Origin of the sequence: Neorhizobium sp. BT27B, assembly GCF_050455485.1 — a bacterium.
GTDB lineage: Bacteria > Pseudomonadota > Alphaproteobacteria > Rhizobiales > Rhizobiaceae > Neorhizobium.
Genome location: NZ_JBCIYT010000003.1, coordinates 155,870 through 173,475, shown reverse-complemented (window position 1 = coordinate 173,475; position 17,606 = coordinate 155,870). Strand labels below are relative to the sequence as shown.

General features: G+C 61.9%; 18 protein-coding genes. 10 read left to right on the top strand and 8 right to left on the bottom strand.

What is annotated here, in order from left to right:
* Positions 1 to 30 precede the first annotated feature (30 nt).
* Positions 31 to 1,881 carry an ABC transporter ATP-binding protein gene (locus AAIH70_RS09560; RefSeq protein ID WP_132272016.1) on the bottom strand — a complete coding sequence of 617 codons (1,851 nt, stop codon included), beginning with the start codon at positions 1,879 to 1,881 and terminating at the stop codon, positions 31 to 33.
* 402 nt (positions 1,882 to 2,283) lie between these two features.
* Here AAIH70_RS09560 and AAIH70_RS09555 point away from each other — a divergent pair, with 402 nt between their 5' ends.
* A complete protein-coding gene (locus AAIH70_RS09555; protein ID WP_132272015.1) occupies positions 2,284 to 2,742 on the top strand; it encodes a tRNA (cytidine(34)-2'-O)-methyltransferase in 459 nt (152 codons plus the stop codon).
* Between the two features lie 3 nt (positions 2,743 to 2,745).
* Here the strand turns inward: AAIH70_RS09555 and AAIH70_RS09550 are convergent, their stop codons facing one another.
* Entirely contained in the window at positions 2,746 to 3,003 is a 258-nt protein-coding gene (locus AAIH70_RS09550; RefSeq protein ID WP_165931931.1) for a hypothetical protein, read from the bottom strand.
* 155 nt (positions 3,004 to 3,158) lie between these two features.
* On the opposite strand from AAIH70_RS09550, the gene hemF reads away from it, so the two are divergent.
* The gene (gene hemF, locus AAIH70_RS09545) at positions 3,159 to 4,073 is read left to right on the top strand and encodes an oxygen-dependent coproporphyrinogen oxidase (RefSeq protein ID WP_132272014.1); all 915 of its coding nucleotides are present in this window, start codon (positions 3,159 to 3,161) and stop codon (positions 4,071 to 4,073) included.
* A gap of 103 nt (positions 4,074 to 4,176) precedes the next feature.
* Positions 4,177 to 4,440, top strand: a complete 264-nt coding sequence (locus AAIH70_RS09540; RefSeq protein WP_132272013.1) for a hypothetical protein — start codon at positions 4,177 to 4,179, stop codon at positions 4,438 to 4,440.
* A gap of 13 nt (positions 4,441 to 4,453) precedes the next feature.
* Here AAIH70_RS09540 and AAIH70_RS09535 read toward each other — a convergent pair whose 3' ends face one another.
* Both AAIH70_RS09535 and AAIH70_RS09530 read right to left on the bottom strand, forming a co-directional pair.
* The gene (locus AAIH70_RS09535) at positions 4,454 to 4,726 is read right to left on the bottom strand and encodes a Txe/YoeB family addiction module toxin (protein ID WP_132272012.1); all 273 of its coding nucleotides are present in this window, start codon (positions 4,724 to 4,726) and stop codon (positions 4,454 to 4,456) included.
* Positions 4,723 to 4,977 carry a type II toxin-antitoxin system Phd/YefM family antitoxin gene (locus AAIH70_RS09530; RefSeq protein ID WP_132272011.1) on the bottom strand — a complete coding sequence of 85 codons (255 nt, stop codon included), beginning with the start codon at positions 4,975 to 4,977 and terminating at the stop codon, positions 4,723 to 4,725. The genes AAIH70_RS09535 and AAIH70_RS09530 overlap by 4 nt, the downstream gene beginning before the upstream one ends.
* Positions 4,978 to 5,171: 194 nt before the next feature.
* Between AAIH70_RS09530 and AAIH70_RS09525 the strand changes: the two genes are divergently transcribed.
* The gene (locus tag AAIH70_RS09525) at positions 5,172 to 5,363 is read left to right on the top strand and encodes a DUF1059 domain-containing protein (protein WP_132272010.1); all 192 of its coding nucleotides are present in this window, start codon (positions 5,172 to 5,174) and stop codon (positions 5,361 to 5,363) included.
* Here AAIH70_RS09525 and AAIH70_RS09520 read toward each other — a convergent pair.
* From AAIH70_RS09520 to AAIH70_RS09510, 3 genes are read right to left on the bottom strand one after another with little or no spacing between them, the layout of a single operon-like run.
* Complete coding sequence (locus AAIH70_RS09520) at positions 5,360 to 6,637, bottom strand: CCA tRNA nucleotidyltransferase (RefSeq protein ID WP_132272009.1); 1,278 nt, start codon at positions 6,635 to 6,637, stop codon at positions 5,360 to 5,362. The two genes, AAIH70_RS09525 and AAIH70_RS09520, sit on opposite strands and share 4 nt — an antisense overlap.
* Positions 6,634 to 7,269, bottom strand: coding sequence for a CoA pyrophosphatase (locus tag AAIH70_RS09515; RefSeq protein ID WP_132272008.1), 636 nt, complete (start codon positions 7,267 to 7,269; stop codon positions 6,634 to 6,636). Before AAIH70_RS09515 ends, AAIH70_RS09520 begins: the two co-directional genes overlap by 4 nt.
* Positions 7,266 to 7,889, bottom strand: a complete 624-nt coding sequence (locus AAIH70_RS09510; RefSeq protein ID WP_132272007.1) for a DUF1285 domain-containing protein — start codon at positions 7,887 to 7,889, stop codon at positions 7,266 to 7,268. The genes AAIH70_RS09515 and AAIH70_RS09510 overlap by 4 nt, the downstream gene beginning before the upstream one ends.
* Positions 7,890 to 8,072: 183 nt before the next feature.
* Here AAIH70_RS09510 and AAIH70_RS09505 point away from each other — a divergent pair, with 183 nt between their 5' ends.
* The 5 genes from AAIH70_RS09505 to AAIH70_RS09485 all read left to right on the top strand — a co-directional run bounded on the left by AAIH70_RS09505 (position 8,073) and on the right by AAIH70_RS09485 (position 15,547).
* A complete protein-coding gene (locus AAIH70_RS09505) occupies positions 8,073 to 9,086 on the top strand; it encodes an AAA family ATPase (RefSeq protein WP_132272006.1) in 1,014 nt (337 codons plus the stop codon).
* Between the two features lie 25 nt (positions 9,087 to 9,111).
* Positions 9,112 to 10,056, top strand: coding sequence for a DUF58 domain-containing protein (locus tag AAIH70_RS09500; protein WP_132272005.1), 945 nt, complete (start codon positions 9,112 to 9,114; stop codon positions 10,054 to 10,056).
* Positions 10,053 to 12,926 (top strand): DUF4159 domain-containing protein, encoded by a 2,874-nt coding sequence (locus tag AAIH70_RS09495; RefSeq protein ID WP_132272004.1) that lies wholly within the window; start codon positions 10,053 to 10,055, stop codon positions 12,924 to 12,926. Before AAIH70_RS09500 ends, AAIH70_RS09495 begins: the two co-directional genes overlap by 4 nt.
* 12 nt (positions 12,927 to 12,938) lie before the next feature.
* Positions 12,939 to 15,005 (top strand): hypothetical protein, encoded by a 2,067-nt coding sequence (locus tag AAIH70_RS09490; RefSeq protein WP_132272003.1) that lies wholly within the window; start codon positions 12,939 to 12,941, stop codon positions 15,003 to 15,005.
* Between the two features lie 122 nt (positions 15,006 to 15,127).
* Positions 15,128 to 15,547: a GNAT family N-acetyltransferase gene (locus AAIH70_RS09485; protein WP_132272002.1), complete on the top strand. Its 420-nt coding sequence runs from the start codon at positions 15,128 to 15,130 to the stop codon at positions 15,545 to 15,547.
* Positions 15,548 to 15,559: 12 nt separating this feature from the next.
* On the opposite strand, the gene AAIH70_RS09480 is transcribed toward AAIH70_RS09485, so the two are convergent.
* Positions 15,560 to 16,537, bottom strand: coding sequence for a LysR family transcriptional regulator (locus AAIH70_RS09480; RefSeq protein ID WP_132272001.1), 978 nt, complete (start codon positions 16,535 to 16,537; stop codon positions 15,560 to 15,562).
* Positions 16,538 to 16,627: 90 nt separating this feature from the next.
* Between AAIH70_RS09480 and AAIH70_RS09475 the strand changes: the two genes are divergently transcribed.
* A complete protein-coding gene (locus AAIH70_RS09475; protein WP_132272000.1) occupies positions 16,628 to 17,602 on the top strand; it encodes an MBL fold metallo-hydrolase in 975 nt (324 codons plus the stop codon).
* The last annotated feature ends 4 nt before the right edge of the window (positions 17,603 to 17,606 follow it).

Here is a 17,606-nt window from a genome sequence, read left to right as displayed (position 1 = left end):
TATTTTTCAAGTGGAGAGACAGGCAGAAACCTACTCCGCAGCCGCATCCTCTGTGTGATCACCCAGGAAACCGCCGGACTGACGATGCCACAGATCGGCATAGATACCACCGCTGGCGGACAGTTCCTGATGCGTGCCGGTCTCGATGATCTTGCCCTTGTCGAGCACGACCAGTCGGTCCATCTCGGTCAGCGTCGACAGGCGGTGAGCGATGGCGATAACCGTCTTGCCTTCCATCAGCGAGAACAGGTTCTCCTGAATGGCCGCCTCGACTTCGGAATCGAGCGCCGACGTCGCCTCGTCCAGCACAAGGATTGGTGCATCCTTGAGGAACACGCGGGCGATCGCGATACGCTGGCGCTGACCGCCGGACAATTTGACGCCACGCTCGCCGACATGGGCATCGAGACCGGTCCGGCCCTGCATGTCGGCCAGCGTCTCGACAAAATCCCAAGCCGATGCGCGCCTTGCCGCCTCGATGATCTGCTCGTCCGTCGCACCGGGATGACCGTAAGCGATGTTGTCGCGGATCGACCGATGCAGGAGCGAGGTATCCTGCGTCACCACGCCGATCTTGGCGCGCAGGCTCTCCTGCGAGATCGCCGAAATATCCTGACCGTCGATGGTGATGCGCCCGCCTTCCAGATCGTAGAACCGCAGCAGCAGGTTCATCAGCGTCGTCTTGCCGGCACCGGAACGCCCGACCAGACCGACCTTCTCGCCGGCAGCGACATTGAGTGTCAGGTTTTCCACCACACCCTTGTTCTTGCCGTAGTGGAAGCGGATGTTGTCGTAGGCGATAGCACCTTCCGGCACTTTCAGTTTTGGCGCCGCCGGCTTGTCGGTCACGTCATGCGGCTTGGTCATCATTTCCATGCCGTCATAAACCGTGCCGATATTCTCGAACAAGGCCGAGACCTCCCACATGATCCATTGCGACATGCCGTTGATACGCATGGCGAGACCGATGGCGATGGCAATCGCACCGATCGAAATGGCGCTGTCCAGCCAGAACCAGATAGACAGAGCTGCGACCGCAAACAGCGCCGCGCAGTTGTAGAAATAGACCAGCACCTGGAACATCGTCACCTTGCGCATCTGGTCGTGCACGGTGCCCAGGAACATCTGCATGGCATCGCGGGCATAACTCTCTTCGCGACCGGTATGCGAGAAGAGTTTTACGGTGGCGATATTGGTGTAGCTGTCCACCACGCGGCCGGTCATCATCGAACGCGCATCCGCCTGCGCCGCCGAAATCTTGCGCAGACGCGGCACGTAATAAGACACCGTCAGGCCATAGACGATGATCCACACGACCAGCGGAACGGCCAATCGCAGATCCGCCGCCGCAACGACAACGATCATCGAGATGAAATAGACGGCGACATAGACGAAGACGTCGAGAATCTTCATCACCACTTCGCGGATGGCGAGCGATGTCTGCATCAGCTTGGTCGAGACACGGCCGGCAAACTCGTTGGCGAAAAAGGTCATCGAGTGCCGAAGCAGATACCGGTGCATCTGCCAGCGCGCCACCATCGGAAAATTGCCCATCATGATCTGGTGCATGATCAGCGAGTTGAGCGTCGCCACCAGAGGCAACGCGACCAGCACGACCAGCGCCATCATCACCAGCTTCATGCCTTCGCGGGCAAGAAAGGTCTCGCGATCGGCCGTAGACAGCCAGTCGACGATATCGCCGAGAAATCGATAAAGCGCCACTTCGCCGAGCGCGATCAGCGTCGTCAGGATCGACATCAGCACAAGCCAGGGCCAGACCGGCTTGGTATAATGCCAGCAGAAGGCAAACAGCCCCTTCGGCGGCAGGGTCGGGGCGGCATCCGGATACGGATTGATGCGCCGTTCGAACCAGGAAAACATAAAAAGCTCCGTCAGTCGGCGACTGCTCACTCACAGACATCATCGACGCATGCGAAAGCCGGGCAGCCGGAAAACGAGATATCGCGACCTTGTGACGGTCACGCAACGATCAGAATGGGAAAAAGTTCAGTGGAACCGCGAAACGCTCAAGCAGAAAGAACTCGGGCCGGAAGGCGTGTGCGCACGGTCATATCCATGTAGGCCTCCTTGGCTGGCGTTTCGGTTGGAGCGTTTTGTAACGTCAACCAGAAAAATTGGAAAGAGCAAACGCACAGGAGTTGGTCAAAAAACTCCCATCTGCCTGCATTTGAACCGAAAAACCTGCATGGCGAGAATGGTACAGGTCACCCGCCGAAGACAGGACTTGAGCCAAAACACCGTTTTCGCTTAAGGACATCATCCATGACAGACCTGCGCATCGCCCTTTACCAGCCAGACATCCCCGGCAATACCGGCACGATCCTGCGGCTTGCCGCCTGCCTGGGCTTCGGCGTCGACATCATCGAGCCGGCCGGTTTCGACATTTCCGACCGCAACCTGAAACGCGCCGGCATGGATTATCTCGGTTCGGTATCGCTGGTGCGCCACGTCAACTGGCAGGCTTTTGACGCGTGGCGGCAGAGTGAAAACCGCCGTCTCGTGCTCGGCTCCACCAAAGCCGCCCTGCCCTATGTCGATTTCACCTACCAGCCGGGTGACATTCTTCTGTTCGGCCGTGAAAGCGCCGGTGTGCCGGACACTGTCCATGAAGCGGCGGATGCCCGCGTGCTGATCCCCATGCGCGAAGGTCAGCGTTCGATCAATGTCGCCATGTCGGCGGCGATGATCGTCGGCGAGGCCTTGCGGCAGACGGGTTTCTGAAGGTCAGTCGGCGGTCGGCAGACGCCGCATGGTGAACTCGATCTGGTCACCTTCAAGCTGGCGCCAGCTTTCGACTTCGGTCCAGTAAGCGGCCTTGGGAAAGGCATCGAACCATTCCTTGGCCTTTTCGCGCGCTTCCGGCCTCGAGAGGCAAAAAGTCTCGCGCACGAAATGGCCATTTGTCGCGGTCGCCTTTCCAAGGCGATGGCGATCCATCCTGCGCTTCAGGCCGTCGAGCGGCGGGACTTTCGTTATCGTCATGCGCGCTACCTTTCACAAAGCAAGATAATGCGCGGTTGCAGGCTTTGCGAGTCGATTCTGAAAGCGTTATAGGCTGCGCAACGACATTCCCGGACCGCGCCTCACGTGGCAGCATAAAACGGGAAGCCAAACAGGACGACACCGGAAGGAACGACATGGAACGGCCGCAGCTCGCAAAGGGCCTGCCCGAGGGCATCGAGGAAAAGAAGGCAACCGCCAAAGCCTGGTTCGAGAGCCTGCGCGACACGATCTGTTCCACCTTCGAGGCGCTGGAAGACGAAGTCTCCGGTCCTCTGTCCGATCGCACGCCCGGCCGTTTCGTCGGAAAAGACTGGCAGCGCGACGGCGGCGCCGGTGGCGGCGGCCGCATGTCGATGATGGAAGGCCGCGTGTTCGAAAAGGTCGGCGTCCACACCTCCACCGTCCATGGCGAGTTTTCCGAAGACTTTCGCAAGCAGATGCCGGGTGCTGATGAAGACCCGCGTTTCTGGGCGTCGGGCATTTCGCTGATTGCCCACCCGGTCAATCCCAATGTGCCGGCCGTGCACATGAACACCCGCATGGTGGTGACGTCCAGCCAGTGGTTCGGCGGCGGTGCCGACCTGACACCGGTGCTCGACCGTCGCCGCACGCAGGACGACGCCGACAGCCAGTCCTTTCACAAGGTGTTCGAAAACACCTGCAATGCCCATGCTGGCGTCGCCGATTACGATCGCTACAAGAAATGGTGCGACGAATACTTTTTCCTGCCCCACCGCAACGAGGCGCGCGGCATCGGCGGCATCTTCTTCGACTGGCTGACGCCGCAGGCGGACAAGGGGGGCTGGGACGCCAACTTTGCCTTCGTGCAGGATGTCGGTCGTTGCTTCGAAAAGGTCTACCCGCAGATCGTGCGCGGCAATTTCAACTCGGAATTCACGCAGGCCGATCGTGACGAACAGCTGGTTCGCCGTGGCCGTTACGTCGAATTCAACCTGCTTTACGACCGCGGCACGCTGTTTGGCCTGAAGACCGGCGGCAATGTCGAGGCGATCCTGTCGTCACTGCCGCCAATGGTGCGCTGGCCCTGATCATAATTTAGCGATCAGTTAACAAAAGCGATATCCAAATCACATCTCTTGGTGCTAGCTTTCTGACGGCTGTCAAGGCCGGTAGCACAGGGAGGATGTCGCAATGGTCGCATCGCAGAGCATACCGCAGCAGCATAAAAAGCCGGAACGCAACATCGCCACCGAGGAACTGATCGACCGTATGGCGCGCGATCTCAGGGCCAAGGGCGATCCGGATTTTCCGCATTCCTATTACGTCGCGCAGGTGCGCCGCCAATTGGCCGGAAAACCGTCACACCTTCCGGCGGCCAATGACCAGACGGTGGCTCAGCCACCCGGCGCCAAGGAACACAGTTCCGTTTTTCATGCCTGGGCGCTGGCCGAGTAGAGGCGAAACGATATTATTTCCGGTAGTGGAAACTGCATTGCAGGATTTCCAGACGCTGGTCATCACCGCTACCGGCCATGCGATAAACGAACCGGTGCTCGCCTGAGATGCGGCGGGACCAAAAACCGGTGAGATCGCCTTTCAACGGCTCGGGTTTTCCCGGGCCAGCGAACGGCGTGCGTTTGGCGCTCCTGATCAGTTCGTTGATCTTTTCAACGATCTTTGGATCGTTCTTCTGCCAGAACTCGTAATCATCCCAGGCATTGAGCGTCCAGACCAGCTTCATTCTGCGGTCGGGTCTCTTTCGACGACCCGTCCGCCTTGGAGCTGCTCGAGACCGTCGCGCAGGCGATCGGCATTGGCGGGCGTGGAAAGCAGATGCAGCGTTTCCTGCAGGCTCTCATATTCACCTTCGGCAAGAACGACGACGGATTCCTTGCCCTGACGCGTCACCAGAAGCGGTGCGCGCGATTCCAGAACCGTGTCGAAATGCGTGGCGAAATTCTGCCGGAAGTCCGTGAAGCGCACACTTGCCATGCTCAAACCCGCTGTAAAATCTGTACAGATTTATGTACGTAAATCACGATAAAGCGTCAAGATGTCCTCAGCGACCAACATCAGCCCTGAATTGAATTTGCTTTTGCATGGAAACCTCCAGCCACGACGCTAGTTTTCCTCATGGACAGGCTCGCGCGAGACCGCTCGCCTGCCCCATCCAAGGAGGAAACATCATGAGACTGTTCGAATGCGGAACGCTGGTTCCCGGTTGCGAGTGGCATACGCGGGCTGATGAGGATGCCGAGGTGGTGCGGCGTGCCGTCGAGCACATGCGCTCCGCCCATGGCGAAACATTCATCCGCGAAAACATGGTCGACAATATCAAGGCCCGTGTTCGTGATGAGGCGGGCAGCAAGGCGGCCTAATCCGCCTTGCCCACTAGATCGGCCAGCCGGGCAGTCAGCGCTGCCCGGTCGAGGGAAAAATTGCGCTCCACCCAGAGCGTTTCCAGTTCCGCCAGCAGCGCCCCGACCTTTGGTCCCGGCTCCATGCCCGCCGCGATGACATCGCCACCGCTCAATGGGAAGATGGGCTTCTCGAAATTTTCCGCTCGCTTCAACAGCACGGAAAGACGCGCCGCCTTACGCATTGCGATCGGGTAGCCTTCGGCATTGGCGCGTGCCGAAGCCAGCGCCAGCTTCAGTTGCATGATCAGACCATCACGCCCCGAGCGATAAAGAATGCGGTCAAAGCCGACATCCGTCACCTCGTCGGGCAGAGCCGGCGCCGTTGCCCAGCTTTCCAGGCGAGCCGCTTCCGCATTGGCCATGCGCAACCGCTTGGCCATTTCGGCAAGGCGTGGCGCATCGACCGGTACGATGGCCGCAAGCCGCAACAGCGGATCCGGTTTCCAATTGAGCGCAGCTTCGGTGGCGACAACGCCATGAATGGAATCGATGCCCCATTTTTCCGTTTCGGGCAAAATTTCGGTAAGCACGCCGGTCTGGCGCATCCACAAAAGCGCACGCGACGGATCGGTGGCGGTCAGCAGCTTTTTTGTTTCGGCCCAGATGCGCTCGGCCGAAAGCGTCGAGAGCTTGTCCTTGGCGCGGGCAACGGCACGCAAACCGTCGGCATCCGGCCGGCCTGAACCGTAATAGGCAAAAAACCGGAAGAACCGCAGGCTGCGCAGATGATCCTCGGCAATGCGGGTCGCGGCATCGCCGATAAAACGGATCGTCCGCGTCTCGATATCGGCCAAACCTTTGACCAGATCGACGACATTGCCCTCGCGATCGGCATACAGCGCATTGATGGTGAAATCGCGCCGCTCGGCATCGGCCTGCCAGTCGGTCCCGAAGGCGACTTCGGCATGGCGGCCATCGGTCGAAACGTCGCGTCGCAGCGTCGTCACCTCGAATGGCTGGCCATCGACCACCAGCGTCACCGTGCCATGGGCAATGCCGGTCGGCACCGACTTGATGCCGGCAGCTTTCGCCCGCGCCTGCGTATCAGTCGGCAGCAGCGTCGTCGCCAGATCCACATCCTGAATGGCTAAGCCCATCAGCGCGTTGCGCACCGCGCCACCGACGATGCGCGTTTCGCCGCCATCACCGTTCAAAAGATCGAGCACACGTTTCAGCGCCGGATTGTTGAACCAGTCCTCGTCGGCAATGTTCTTGTTGGTGGGACCGGTCATGCATAAAGCCTTTCGTAGAGCGTGCGCAGTATCCCGGCCGTAATGCCCCAGATATTGCGTTCGCCATAGGGCATCAGGAAAAAATGTCGCTCGACGCCGTCAAGAACACGGCTGCCGCGCTGGTGATTGGCCTCGTCCATCAGGAATGGCAAAGGCACTTCAAACACGTCAGCCACCTCGGCCGGATTGAGTTCAAGCTCGAAACCGCGCTTGACGACGGACAGCACCGGCGTAATGCGAAAACCTGTCGGCGTGAAATAGGTCGGCAAACGCCCGACCGGTTCCACGAACAGGCGCGAAAGACCGATCTCCTCCTCCGCCTCGCGCAAGGCCGCCTCTTCCGGTGACCTGTCCTCGGGGTCAATCGAACCGCCCGGAAAGGCGATCTGGCCGGAATGTTTTCGCAGCGTCGTGGTGCGCTGGGTGAGGATCACGCTCGCCTTTTCCCCATCGTCAACGACCGGGACCAGCACGGCGGCATCCCGCAGTTTCAGTTCCTGCGCCCGCGCCACGAACAGCGGATTGAGCGCATGGTCGCCGTGTGCATTCCACGCTTCCTCGAGCGGCAGCCCCATCTGGTCCTGCGCGCGCGCACGAAAATCTCCTGCTGAAAAAAGCGGGTATTGCGTCATGTGACAAGCGCATCCAGTTCGGCCTGCGGCATCACCGGAAACACCGCGCCGCCCGAGCGGATCACGAACATCGACACACCATCAATCTCTTCCGTCTCGCCGAGTTCGGCCAGATCATACATCACGGCGCGCGAAACCAGCGCCTCCAGCCGGCCACGAACGAGCAGATAAGGCTTCAGCTCGCGATTTTCGCCAGCGATCTCGAATCGCAGCGGATTGTCAGGACCCGCCTCGACCACATCACCGACATTTGTCCTGAACGTCAGAACCGTCACGCCATCCCGCTGCGTCACCGTCATCTCAACCGCCACGAAAGGTGCGTCGATAACCCGAATGCCGACCTTTTCCACAGGCGTGACGAGATAGGTTTTGCCGTCGTCTTCCTTGCGCAGAACCGTGGAAAACAGCCGCATTAGCGGCGCCCGGCCGATCGGCGTGCCCATGTAGAACCATGTGCCGTCAGCGCGGATTTCCATGTCGAGATCGCCGCAAAACGGCGGATTCCAGCGCTCTACCGGCGGCAGGCCACGCTTGCCGTCGCCGGTCTGCTCGGAGGCGCGCGAAATCATCGCTGCAAGACCTGCGGCGTCTGCCGCCTGATTTATCCGTTCCGTCGCCATGATTGTGTCCCGGTTCGACCTTTAAGGACAATTGAGTCACGAGATAGTCATTCAGCGTCGGCTTGTCAGCCGTCAAACTGGGAATAAGTTCATTGCGATAGTGCGCATGTGCAGCATTCCCGATATGAATATCGAACCGCCATTGCGCAGAAGCCGCGAAAAAACCGACAGATGGAGAACCCAATGGGTGTGATGACGTCCACAGAAACTCCACTCGATGAGAAAGCCATCATCGCCGCCGCCGAAAAGGCGCTCGCCGATATCGCCGCCATCCGCGAAGAAGTCGGCAAGGTGATCTTTGGTCAGGAGCAGGTGGTCGAAAACACGCTTCTCGCCGTCCTCTCCGGTGGCCATGCGCTGCTGGTTGGCGTACCGGGCCTCGCCAAGACCAAGCTGGTCACCACACTCGGCACCGTCTTGGGCCTCGATGGCAACCGCATCCAGTTCACGCCTGACCTGATGCCATCCGACATTCTCGGCACCGAGGTGATGGATCAGGACGAAACCGGCCGCCGCTCCTTCCGCTTCGTCAAGGGACCGGTTTTCGCCCAGCTGCTGATGGCCGACGAAATCAACCGCGCCTCGCCGCGCACCCAGTCGGCGCTTTTGCAGTCGATGCAGGAATATCACGTCACCGTCGCCGGGCAGCGGTATGATCTGCCCGCCCCCTTCCACGTTCTCGCCACCCAGAACCCGCTGGAACAGGAAGGCACCTATCCGCTGCCGGAAGCCCAGCTCGACCGCTTCCTTCTTCAGGTGGATGTGCTTTACCCGGAACTCGACGCCGAACGGCAGATCCTGCTCGGCACGACTGGCATTTCCGAAGCCAAGGCCCGCGGCGTCATCGATGCCACCCGCCTTCTCGAAATCCAGTCGCTCATCCGCCAGATGCCGGTCAGCGACAAGGTCGTCGATGCTATCCTCTCGCTTGTCCGCTCCGCCCGCCCCGGCCATGGCAACACCATGACCGATCGCCACGTCGCCTGGGGTCCCGGCCCGCGCGCCGGTCAGGCGCTGATGCTGTGCGCCCGCGCCCGCGCCCTTTATGAAGGCCGCCTCGCCCCATCGCTGGACGATGTCGCCGCTCTCGCCGAACCGGTTCTACAGCACCGCATGGCATTGACCTTCTCGGCCCGCGCCGAAGGCATGACCGTGCGTGACGTGGTTTCCGGTCTGGCAAAACAGGTCCGCGGCTAAAACCGTTCGACCGAAAGGAGTACGCGTGGCATCCATCGGTGAGATCGTCGACCAGACGCCGAGCGCAGAAGTTCTCAGCCGTGCCCGGCAGCGGGCCATCCTCGTGCCCGATTGCATGGTCGAGGCCCGCCGCATCGCCAATACGGTGATCGCCGGCTGGCATGGCCGCCGCAAGCGCGGCATCGGCGAAAATTTTTGGCAGTTCCGGCCCTATGCGGATGGCGAAAGCCTCGCCCGCATCGACTGGCGCCGCTCCGCCCGCGATGACCATACCTATATCCGCGACAAGGAATGGGAAGCCGCCCACACCGTCTGGCTGTGGGCCGACATGTCGCCGTCGATGATGTACAAATCCACCTATGCGGCCGTTTCCAAGGAAAGCCGGGCGCTGGTGCTGATGCTGGCGCTCGCCGAAGTGCTGGCTCGGTCGGGCGAACGCATCGGGTGTCCGGGCATCATGGAACCGGTCTCGGCCCGCAACGCCGCCGAACGGCTGGCGACCGCGCTCGTCCACGCTCCGCCATCCACCGGCCTGCCGCAAACGGAGATGATCCGTGGCGCCAGCGATATCGTGCTGATCGGCGATTTTCTCGATGATGCCGACCGCATCATGCAGCGCGTCGCGCCGCTTGCCCGCCGTGGCCTGCGCGGCCATGTCATCGAAGTGGCGGATCCGGCCGAAGAGATTTTCCCCTATAGCGGCCGCACCGAATTCACCGATCCCGAAACCGGCGAAAAGCTGGTCTCTGGCCGAGCCGAATCCGTCCGCGAGATCTATCGCAATGCCTATCTGGCGCGCCGCGAAAATCTCGGCCAGTCGCTGCGCCGCATGGGCTGGAGCTTTATCGTACACCGCACCGATCATCTGGCATCCGAGGCTCTCGGCGCCGTGCACGGTTACCTCTCAGGCAATCCGCCGCGTATCGTGCCGAATGCATCGTCTGGCGTTGGCGCAGGAGCGAATGTATGAGTGGTTTCGCCTTCGCCAGCCCCACCATCCTCTTCGCACTGATCGCCCTGCCCGCCATCTGGTGGCTGTTGCGGCTCACACCACCGCGTCCGCGTTCGGAAGTTTTTCCGCCGCTGCGCATTCTTGCCACCGTCCTGAAACGCGAGGAAACGCCGGCGCAAAGCCCGTGGTGGCTGACGCTGCTGCGCATCCTGCTGGCCGCCGCCGTCATTCTGGCAATTGCCGATCCGGTCATCAACCCGCGCAGCAATCCGCTGGCCTCCGGCGGCCCGCTGGTGCTGATCGTCGACAACAGCTGGGCAAGTGCAGAAGACTGGGAACGCCGCGTGCAGACCGCCGACCTGATGATCAGTGACGCCGCCGAAGCCGAAATACCGGTCTCGCTGGTCTTCACCGCCGAAGCCACCCACGACGCCGTGCCCGCCAGTGCCACCGTTGCCCGCGAACATCTTGCCGCCGCCCGCCCGAAACCGCTGGTGCCGGATCGCCTGCGCGCCGCCCGCGCCGTCACCGAAGCATTGAACGGCACGCAGCCCGGCACGCTCGCCTACCTCTCGGATGGCATAGCCACACCTGCCGATGGCGACATGCTGACGGCGCTGGCAAGCCTGTCACCACGCGACATGCAGCTGATCGAAGGCGACGGCCAGAAATCCCTCGCCGTCACCGGCGCCACCAACAATGCCGCCGCCATGTCGGTCAACGCCACACGCCTGAAGACCGAAGGCGCCCAGAACTTTTCCGTCAATGCGCTCGACCAGCAGGGCCGCTCACTGGCAACGGGAACACTCGATTTCGCAGCCGGCGCCAATACCGCGACGGCCACTATCAACGCCCCGTTCGAACTGCGCAACGATTTCGCCCGCCTGTCGGTCGAGGGCATTGCCACGGCTGGTGCCACGCATCTGCTCGACGACGGTTTCAAGCGCCGCCGCATCGCCCTTCTCTCCGGCGACAGCGGCAATGACTTTCAGCCGCTGCTTTTGCCACTCTATTATATCAGCCGAGCGCTCGAACCCTATGCGGACCTGATACAGCCGCGCGGTGGCGATCTTGCCGCATCGCTGCGCGAAATCTTGACCAGCAATCCGTCGGCCATCGTCATGGCCGATGTCGGTCGCCTGCCCGAGGAAAGTTATGCGCCGCTGCAGCAATGGCTGAACCGTGGCGGCACGCTGATCCGTTTTGCCGGCCCGCGCCTTGCCGCGGCCCCGGCTGACGATCCGCTTGTGCCGGTGCGCCTGCGTCAGGGCGAACGCGCGCTGGGTGGCGCCATGTCCTGGGCCGATCCGCAGCCTCTCGCCGCCTTCCCCAATTTCGGCCCCTTCGCCGGCATGGCCCCGCCAGCCGACATCACCGTGCGCCGTCAGGTTCTGGCGGAACCGACGCCCGATCTCAACGAGCGCACCTGGGCAAGCCTTGCCGATGGCACGCCTCTGGTGACGACGCGTGAGGTCGAGGCCGGCCGCATCATTCTTTTCCATGTCAGCGCCGATGCGACATGGTCGAACCTGCCGATCTCCGGCAATTTCGTCGAAATGCTGCGCCGTCTCGTGCAACTGTCGCGCGCCGGTGGCGCCGCCCCGCCGGAAGCGGGTGCGACGGCCGCAGCCCTGCCGCCTTACCGCCTGCTCACGGCTGACGGCATTCTGTCGACCGAAGTCGGCAGCGCCCGTCCGCTGGCCATCAAGGTCGGCGCCACGCCGATTGCCAGCCTCGACAATCCGCCCGGCCTTTATGGTTCGGAGGAAGGTTTTACCGCCGTGAACCTTTTGGCACCCAACGCAACGCTCTCGCCCTTCGACCCCTCGTCCGCCGTTTTCCCGATCGTCCGGCAGGGGCTTGCCGGTGGTGAAGCGTGGTCGCTGCGCCCTCTCCTGTTTGCCGCTGCCTTCTTCATGCTGCTTGTCGATACGCTGATCGTGCTGTTCATGAATGGCGGTTTCGCCCGCCTGCCGCGCGCCGGTCGTGCCGCTGCCATGCTCGCAGTCTTCGCCGGCGCGATTGCCTTCGCTCAGCCGGGTGATGCCCATGCCCAGACGCCGCCCGCGCCACCGGCACAATCCGCACCCGCCCAGTCCGCGCCCGATCCGAACGCCCCGATCGAACACGCAAAACCCGGCGACGACACCATCCTCGAGCGCCTCGACACCACCCATCTCGCCTATGTCATCACCGGCGAAGGCGATGTCGACCGTATTTCCGAACAGGGCCTGGATGGCCTCAGCCAGTTCATGACCTATCGCACCACGCTGGAGCCCGGAGCGCCGGTGGGCGTCGACATCACCAAGGACGAATTGTCCTTCTACCCGATCATCTACTGGCCGGTCTCCGCCACCGCGCCCATGCCGTCGGCGGCCGCCATTTCCCGCATCGATGCCTATATGCGCAGCGGCGGCACGGTTCTGTTCGACACGCGCGACCAGTTCAGCTCGCTCGATAGCGGCGGCACCAGCCCCAACGGCGAACGCCTGCAGGCGATCCTCGCCAATATCGACATCCCGCCGCTGGAGCCGACCCCGAGCGACCACGTTCTCGCCCGTTCCTTCTATCTGCTCAACAATTTCCCCGGCCGTTACAATGGCAGCCCGCTCTGGGTGGAGGCGCGTCAGGATGCCCGCAATCAGGGCACCGGCCTCTCGTCTTCCGGCGACGGCGTGACGCCGATCCTCATCACCGGCAACGACTTTGCCGGGGCATGGGCGGTGGATGCGCAGGGCAATTCCGTGCTTCCGACGGTGCCGCCGGACGATATGCAGCGCGAGCACGCTTTCAGAAGCGGTGTGAACATCATGATGTACATGCTCACCGGCAATTACAAAGCCGACCAGGTGCATGTCCCCGCCCTGCTCGAACGTCTTGGACAATAAAGGGAGCTGCCGATGACCATCGAATTCTCCCCCTTCTTCGCATGGCCGATCCTTGCCGGCCTCGGCGTGTTTGCCGCCATCCTTGTGGTCTTGAGCCTATTGCGCGGCCTGCGCGGTTCTCTTTTACGCGCTCTTGCGCTCGTCGCACTGCTGCTCGCCATCGCCAATCCGCTTCTGACACAGGAAGACCGCGAACAGCTTTCGACCATCGTCCCGGTCATCGTCGACCGCTCGCAGAGCCAGGAAACAGCCAACCGCACTGAGCAGACAAATCGGGCGCTGGAAGGCCTGAAGGAACGCCTGTCGCGTTTCCCGCGCATCGAACCGCGCATCGTCGAGGTCAACGACAACCCGGATTCAGACTCCCCCTCGACACAACTGTTCGGCGCCCTTTCCGCAGCATTGTCGGATGTCCCCCCTGCCCGCGTCGGCGGCGCCATCTTCCTGTCCGATGGCCAGATCCACGATATGCCCGGCATCAATCAGGATCTCGGTTTCGACGCGCCGATCCACGGCCTGATCACCGGCCAGCCGGACGAATACGATCGTCGCATCGAAGTGGTGAAAGCCCCGCGTTTCGGCATTGTCGGCGAACGTCAGGACATGACGCTGCGCGTCTTCGACGACGGCCGTCAACAGGGTGGCTCGGCCGAGGTGACGGTGCGCATCAACGGCGAACAGGTCGCCATCATTCAAGCGGCTCCCGGTGCGGAAACGCCGTTCAGCTTCACCGTGCCGCGCGGCGGCAACAACGTGATGGAATTTTCCGTCGCCGGCATTCCCGGCGAAGTCACCACCGCCAACAACCGCGCCGTCCACGTCATCGACGGCATCCGCCAGAACCTGCGCGTGCTGCTGGTCTCCGGTGAGCCGCATGCGGGCGAACGCGCTTGGCGCAACCTGTTGAAATCCGACGCCTCTGTCGATCTCGTCCACTTCACCATTCTGCGCCCGCCGGAAAAGCAGGATGGCACGCCGATCAACGAACTGTCGCTGATCGCCTTCCCCACCCGCGAACTGTTCGTCGAAAAGATCAACGATTTCGACCTGATCATCTTTGACCGCTACAAACACCGCGGCGTGCTGCCGATCCTCTATTACGATTACATTTCGCAATATGTCGAAAAGGGCGGCGCCCTGCTGATTGCCGCCGGTCCCGAACATGCCGGCGAGGATTCGATCGCCTCGACGCCGCTGGAACAGGTCCTGCCCGCCTCGCCGACCGGCGAGATGCACAATGCAGGTTTCTACCCGCACCTGTCGGCTGCTGGCCAGAAACACCCGGTCACCCGTGGCCTCGAAGGCTCAACGCAGAACCCGCCGGCCTGGGGCCGCTGGTTTCGCACCGTCGATGTCGCGCCGCCGCGTGGCCAGACGGTGATGGAAGGCGATGGCGACCGCCCCCTCCTCGTCCTCAACCGACAGGGTGAAGGCCGCGTCGCCATGCTGCTCTCCGATCAGGGCTGGCTGTGGGCGCGTGGTTTCGAAGGCGGTGGCCCGCATGTGGATCTCTATCGCCGCATCGCCCACTGGCTGATGAAGGAACCGGAACTGGAAGAAGAGGCACTCACCGCCCGCGCCTCCGGTCGCACGCTGGAAGCCACCCGCCAGACGATCGGTGACGATCCGGGCCCGGCAACAGTCAAATATCCGTCCGGCAAGACCGAAAGCCTGCCCTTCACCCAATCCGGCCCCGGCCTCTACAAGCTCGAAAAACGGATGGATGAAACCGGCCTGTTCGAAGTGTCCAACGGCGAGTTTTCGACGCTGGTACATGTCGGTGCGGTCGATGCGCCGGAGTTCAAGGCGATGGTCTCGACCGAACAGACGCTCGCCCCATACGCGGAAAAAACCCGCGGCCTCGTCACCCGCGTCGCCAGCGAGGACGGCATCCGCCTACCCGACATTCTGCCCGTTCGCGGTGCTGTGCGGGTGGCCGATGCCAATCGCATGACCATCCGCATGACGGACGAAACCGTGCTGCGCGGCATCAACACGCTGCCGCTGTTTGCCGGTTTTGCTGGTCTCGCCGCGCTGTTGATGGCCGTCTCGGCCATGTGGTGGCGTGAAGGCCGCTAACGTTTTACCGGCCTGCCGTCGCGGCGGGCCGGCTTCTCTCTTTTGTCCGTTGAAAGCCACAGCCTTTACGGCCGCCTCACCTCTCTGCTATCGCCCTTCGGCAATCGATGAGGGGAGAGAGCATGACCATCGAACTGACCATCACCGAAGACTGGTTGCCGGAAGAGGAAAAGGCGGTCGAAGCCCCTCTCGTCGCTTATAATCTCGAGCGGTTCGGCCCGTCGGATCTGCAAAAGCTCGGCATCTTCCTGCGCGATGCCGATGGCAATGTAGAAGGTGGCCTCGTTGGCCGCACAGCACGCGGCTGGCTCTATACGCAGCTGATCTTCATCCCCGAAAACCTGCGCGGTCAGGGCCTTGCCGGGCAATTGCTGGCCAAGGCGGAAGAAGAGGCAAAAGCCCGCGGCTGCATCGGCGCCTATATCGACAGCATGAACCCGGATGCCGTCGCCGCCTACCGGAAATACGGTTACGAGATCGCCGGCGAAGTCGGGCCTTTCACCGCCGGCAATGGCGTCACGTGGTTGTCCAAACGCTTCTGACGCGACCGGGTTTCAGGCCGTTTTCAACGCGCGCGTCACAACGGTCGGCACCACGCCGGTCTGCTCATCCTCGCCGCCGATAACCTCGCGGATCTGCTGACGCAGCCAGGCATTGGCAAGGTCGCCATCGGCATGGTTGGCCCAAACCATGCTGACTGCCGGAAAGGTCAGCGGTACCGGCAGCGGGCTGACCTCCAGCCCGAGCAGCGGCGCATAACGCTCGGCAATCCGGCTCGGCACTGTTGCGATCACCGGGCTGACCTGCGCCGCCGACAGAACCGACATGTAACCGGGCGCCGCCGCAACCACGTTCAGCTCGACGCCGGCCAGATCCAGCGCATCCTTGATGCAGCCCTGCAATGTCTCGTTCTGGGTGATGGTGGCATGCTCGGCGGCCAGATAGTCGTCGAGCGCGATCGGGTTCGACAGCGACAGCAAGGCAGGATTGTAGCAGGAGGCGAATTTGACATCGTAAAGCGCCTCGAACGAGCGACGGCTGGTTTTCGTATAGGTGCAGCCGACCGCCAGATCGATGCTGCCATCCTCCAGCGATGGCTCCATCGCCTCATAGGGAAAAACCCGCGCCAAAACCTTGATGCCCGGCGCAAGCCGTCTCAACCGTGCCGTAAGATCGGGGATCAGCAGCAGCTCGATTTCCGGCGACATGGCAATCCGAAACGTCCGCTCCTCGGTCGCCGGATCGAAGGCAAGTCCACCGGTCAGCGCCAGCTGTGCTTGCCGCAGAGCGTGGCGCACCGGCACGGCAAGGCTGCGTGCCCGCGCCGTCGGCTGCATCACCTGACCGACACGAATGAAAAGCTCGTCCTGCAACAGCACTCGCAAGGTCGACAGCGAATGGCTCATCGCCGGCTGCTGGATTTTCAGCCGTTTCGCCGCCTTGGTGACGCTGCCCTCCGCCATCAGTGCATCGAAGGCCACGAGCAGGTTGAGGTCGAAGCAGCGCAGATTGAAATGATCGATAGTTGTCATGAGCCGGATCGATTTGTTTGCTGATGCACCGATACATACGTGCTCTCCAGGTCAGTTCAAGACCGCCTATCAATCGATCTGGAGTTTTCCATGCAGACCCGTCGCTCGCTTCTCACCAACACCGCCGGCCTGGCATTGGCCGCCGGTGCAATCTCCGCCCTGCCCGTCAGCGCCTTCGCCAAGGCTGCCATCATCGGCACACAAGTGCCCAGCTTCTACCGCCTGAAACTCGGCGATTACGAAGTCACAGCACTGTCCGATGGCACCATCAAACTGCCGATGGCGAAGATCTACAAGAACATCAAGGAGGCTGACGCCGAGACCTATCTGGAAGGTCATTTTCAGGCCGGCGACAGCGAGACCTCGGTCAACGCCTTCCTCGTCAATACCAGTGAACGGCTGGTTCTCATCGATGCCGGCACCGGCGACCTGATGGGGCCATCGCTCGGCAAACTCGTCGCCAATATCGAAGCGTCGGGCTACAAGACATCGGAGATCGACGACGTCATCCTCACCCATATCCATGCCGATCATTCCGGCGGTCTCGTCATCAACGGCAAGCGCGTTTTCGAAAACGCCATCCTGCATGTGAACCAGCGCGAAGCCGATTTCTGGCTGAAGGCGGATGCCAAAGCCAAGGCCGACAAGACACTCGGCCCGCAGATCACCCAGGCCGAAAAATCCGTCGGCCCTTATGTCGAAGCCGGAAAGTTCCAGACCTTTGCCGACAATGCCGCACCGATCCCCGGCTTCGGTTCCGTCCTGCATGCCGGTCACACAGCGGGTCACAGCGGCATCATCGTCGAGAGCAAGGGCGAGAATATCATCTTCTGGGGCGACATCGCCCATGGCGACGTGCTGCAATATGATCACCCGGAAATCACCGTGTCCTTCGACGTCGATCAGAAGGCGGCGGCAGCAAGCCGCGCTCTCGCTTTTGCGGATGCGGCAGACAAAAAGTATCTGGTGGCCGGCGCGCACCACGCCTTCCCCGGCATCGGCCATGTCCGCCGCGACGAAACGAATTACGAATGGGTACCGCTGGTCTATAAAGCCAGCTACTGAACGG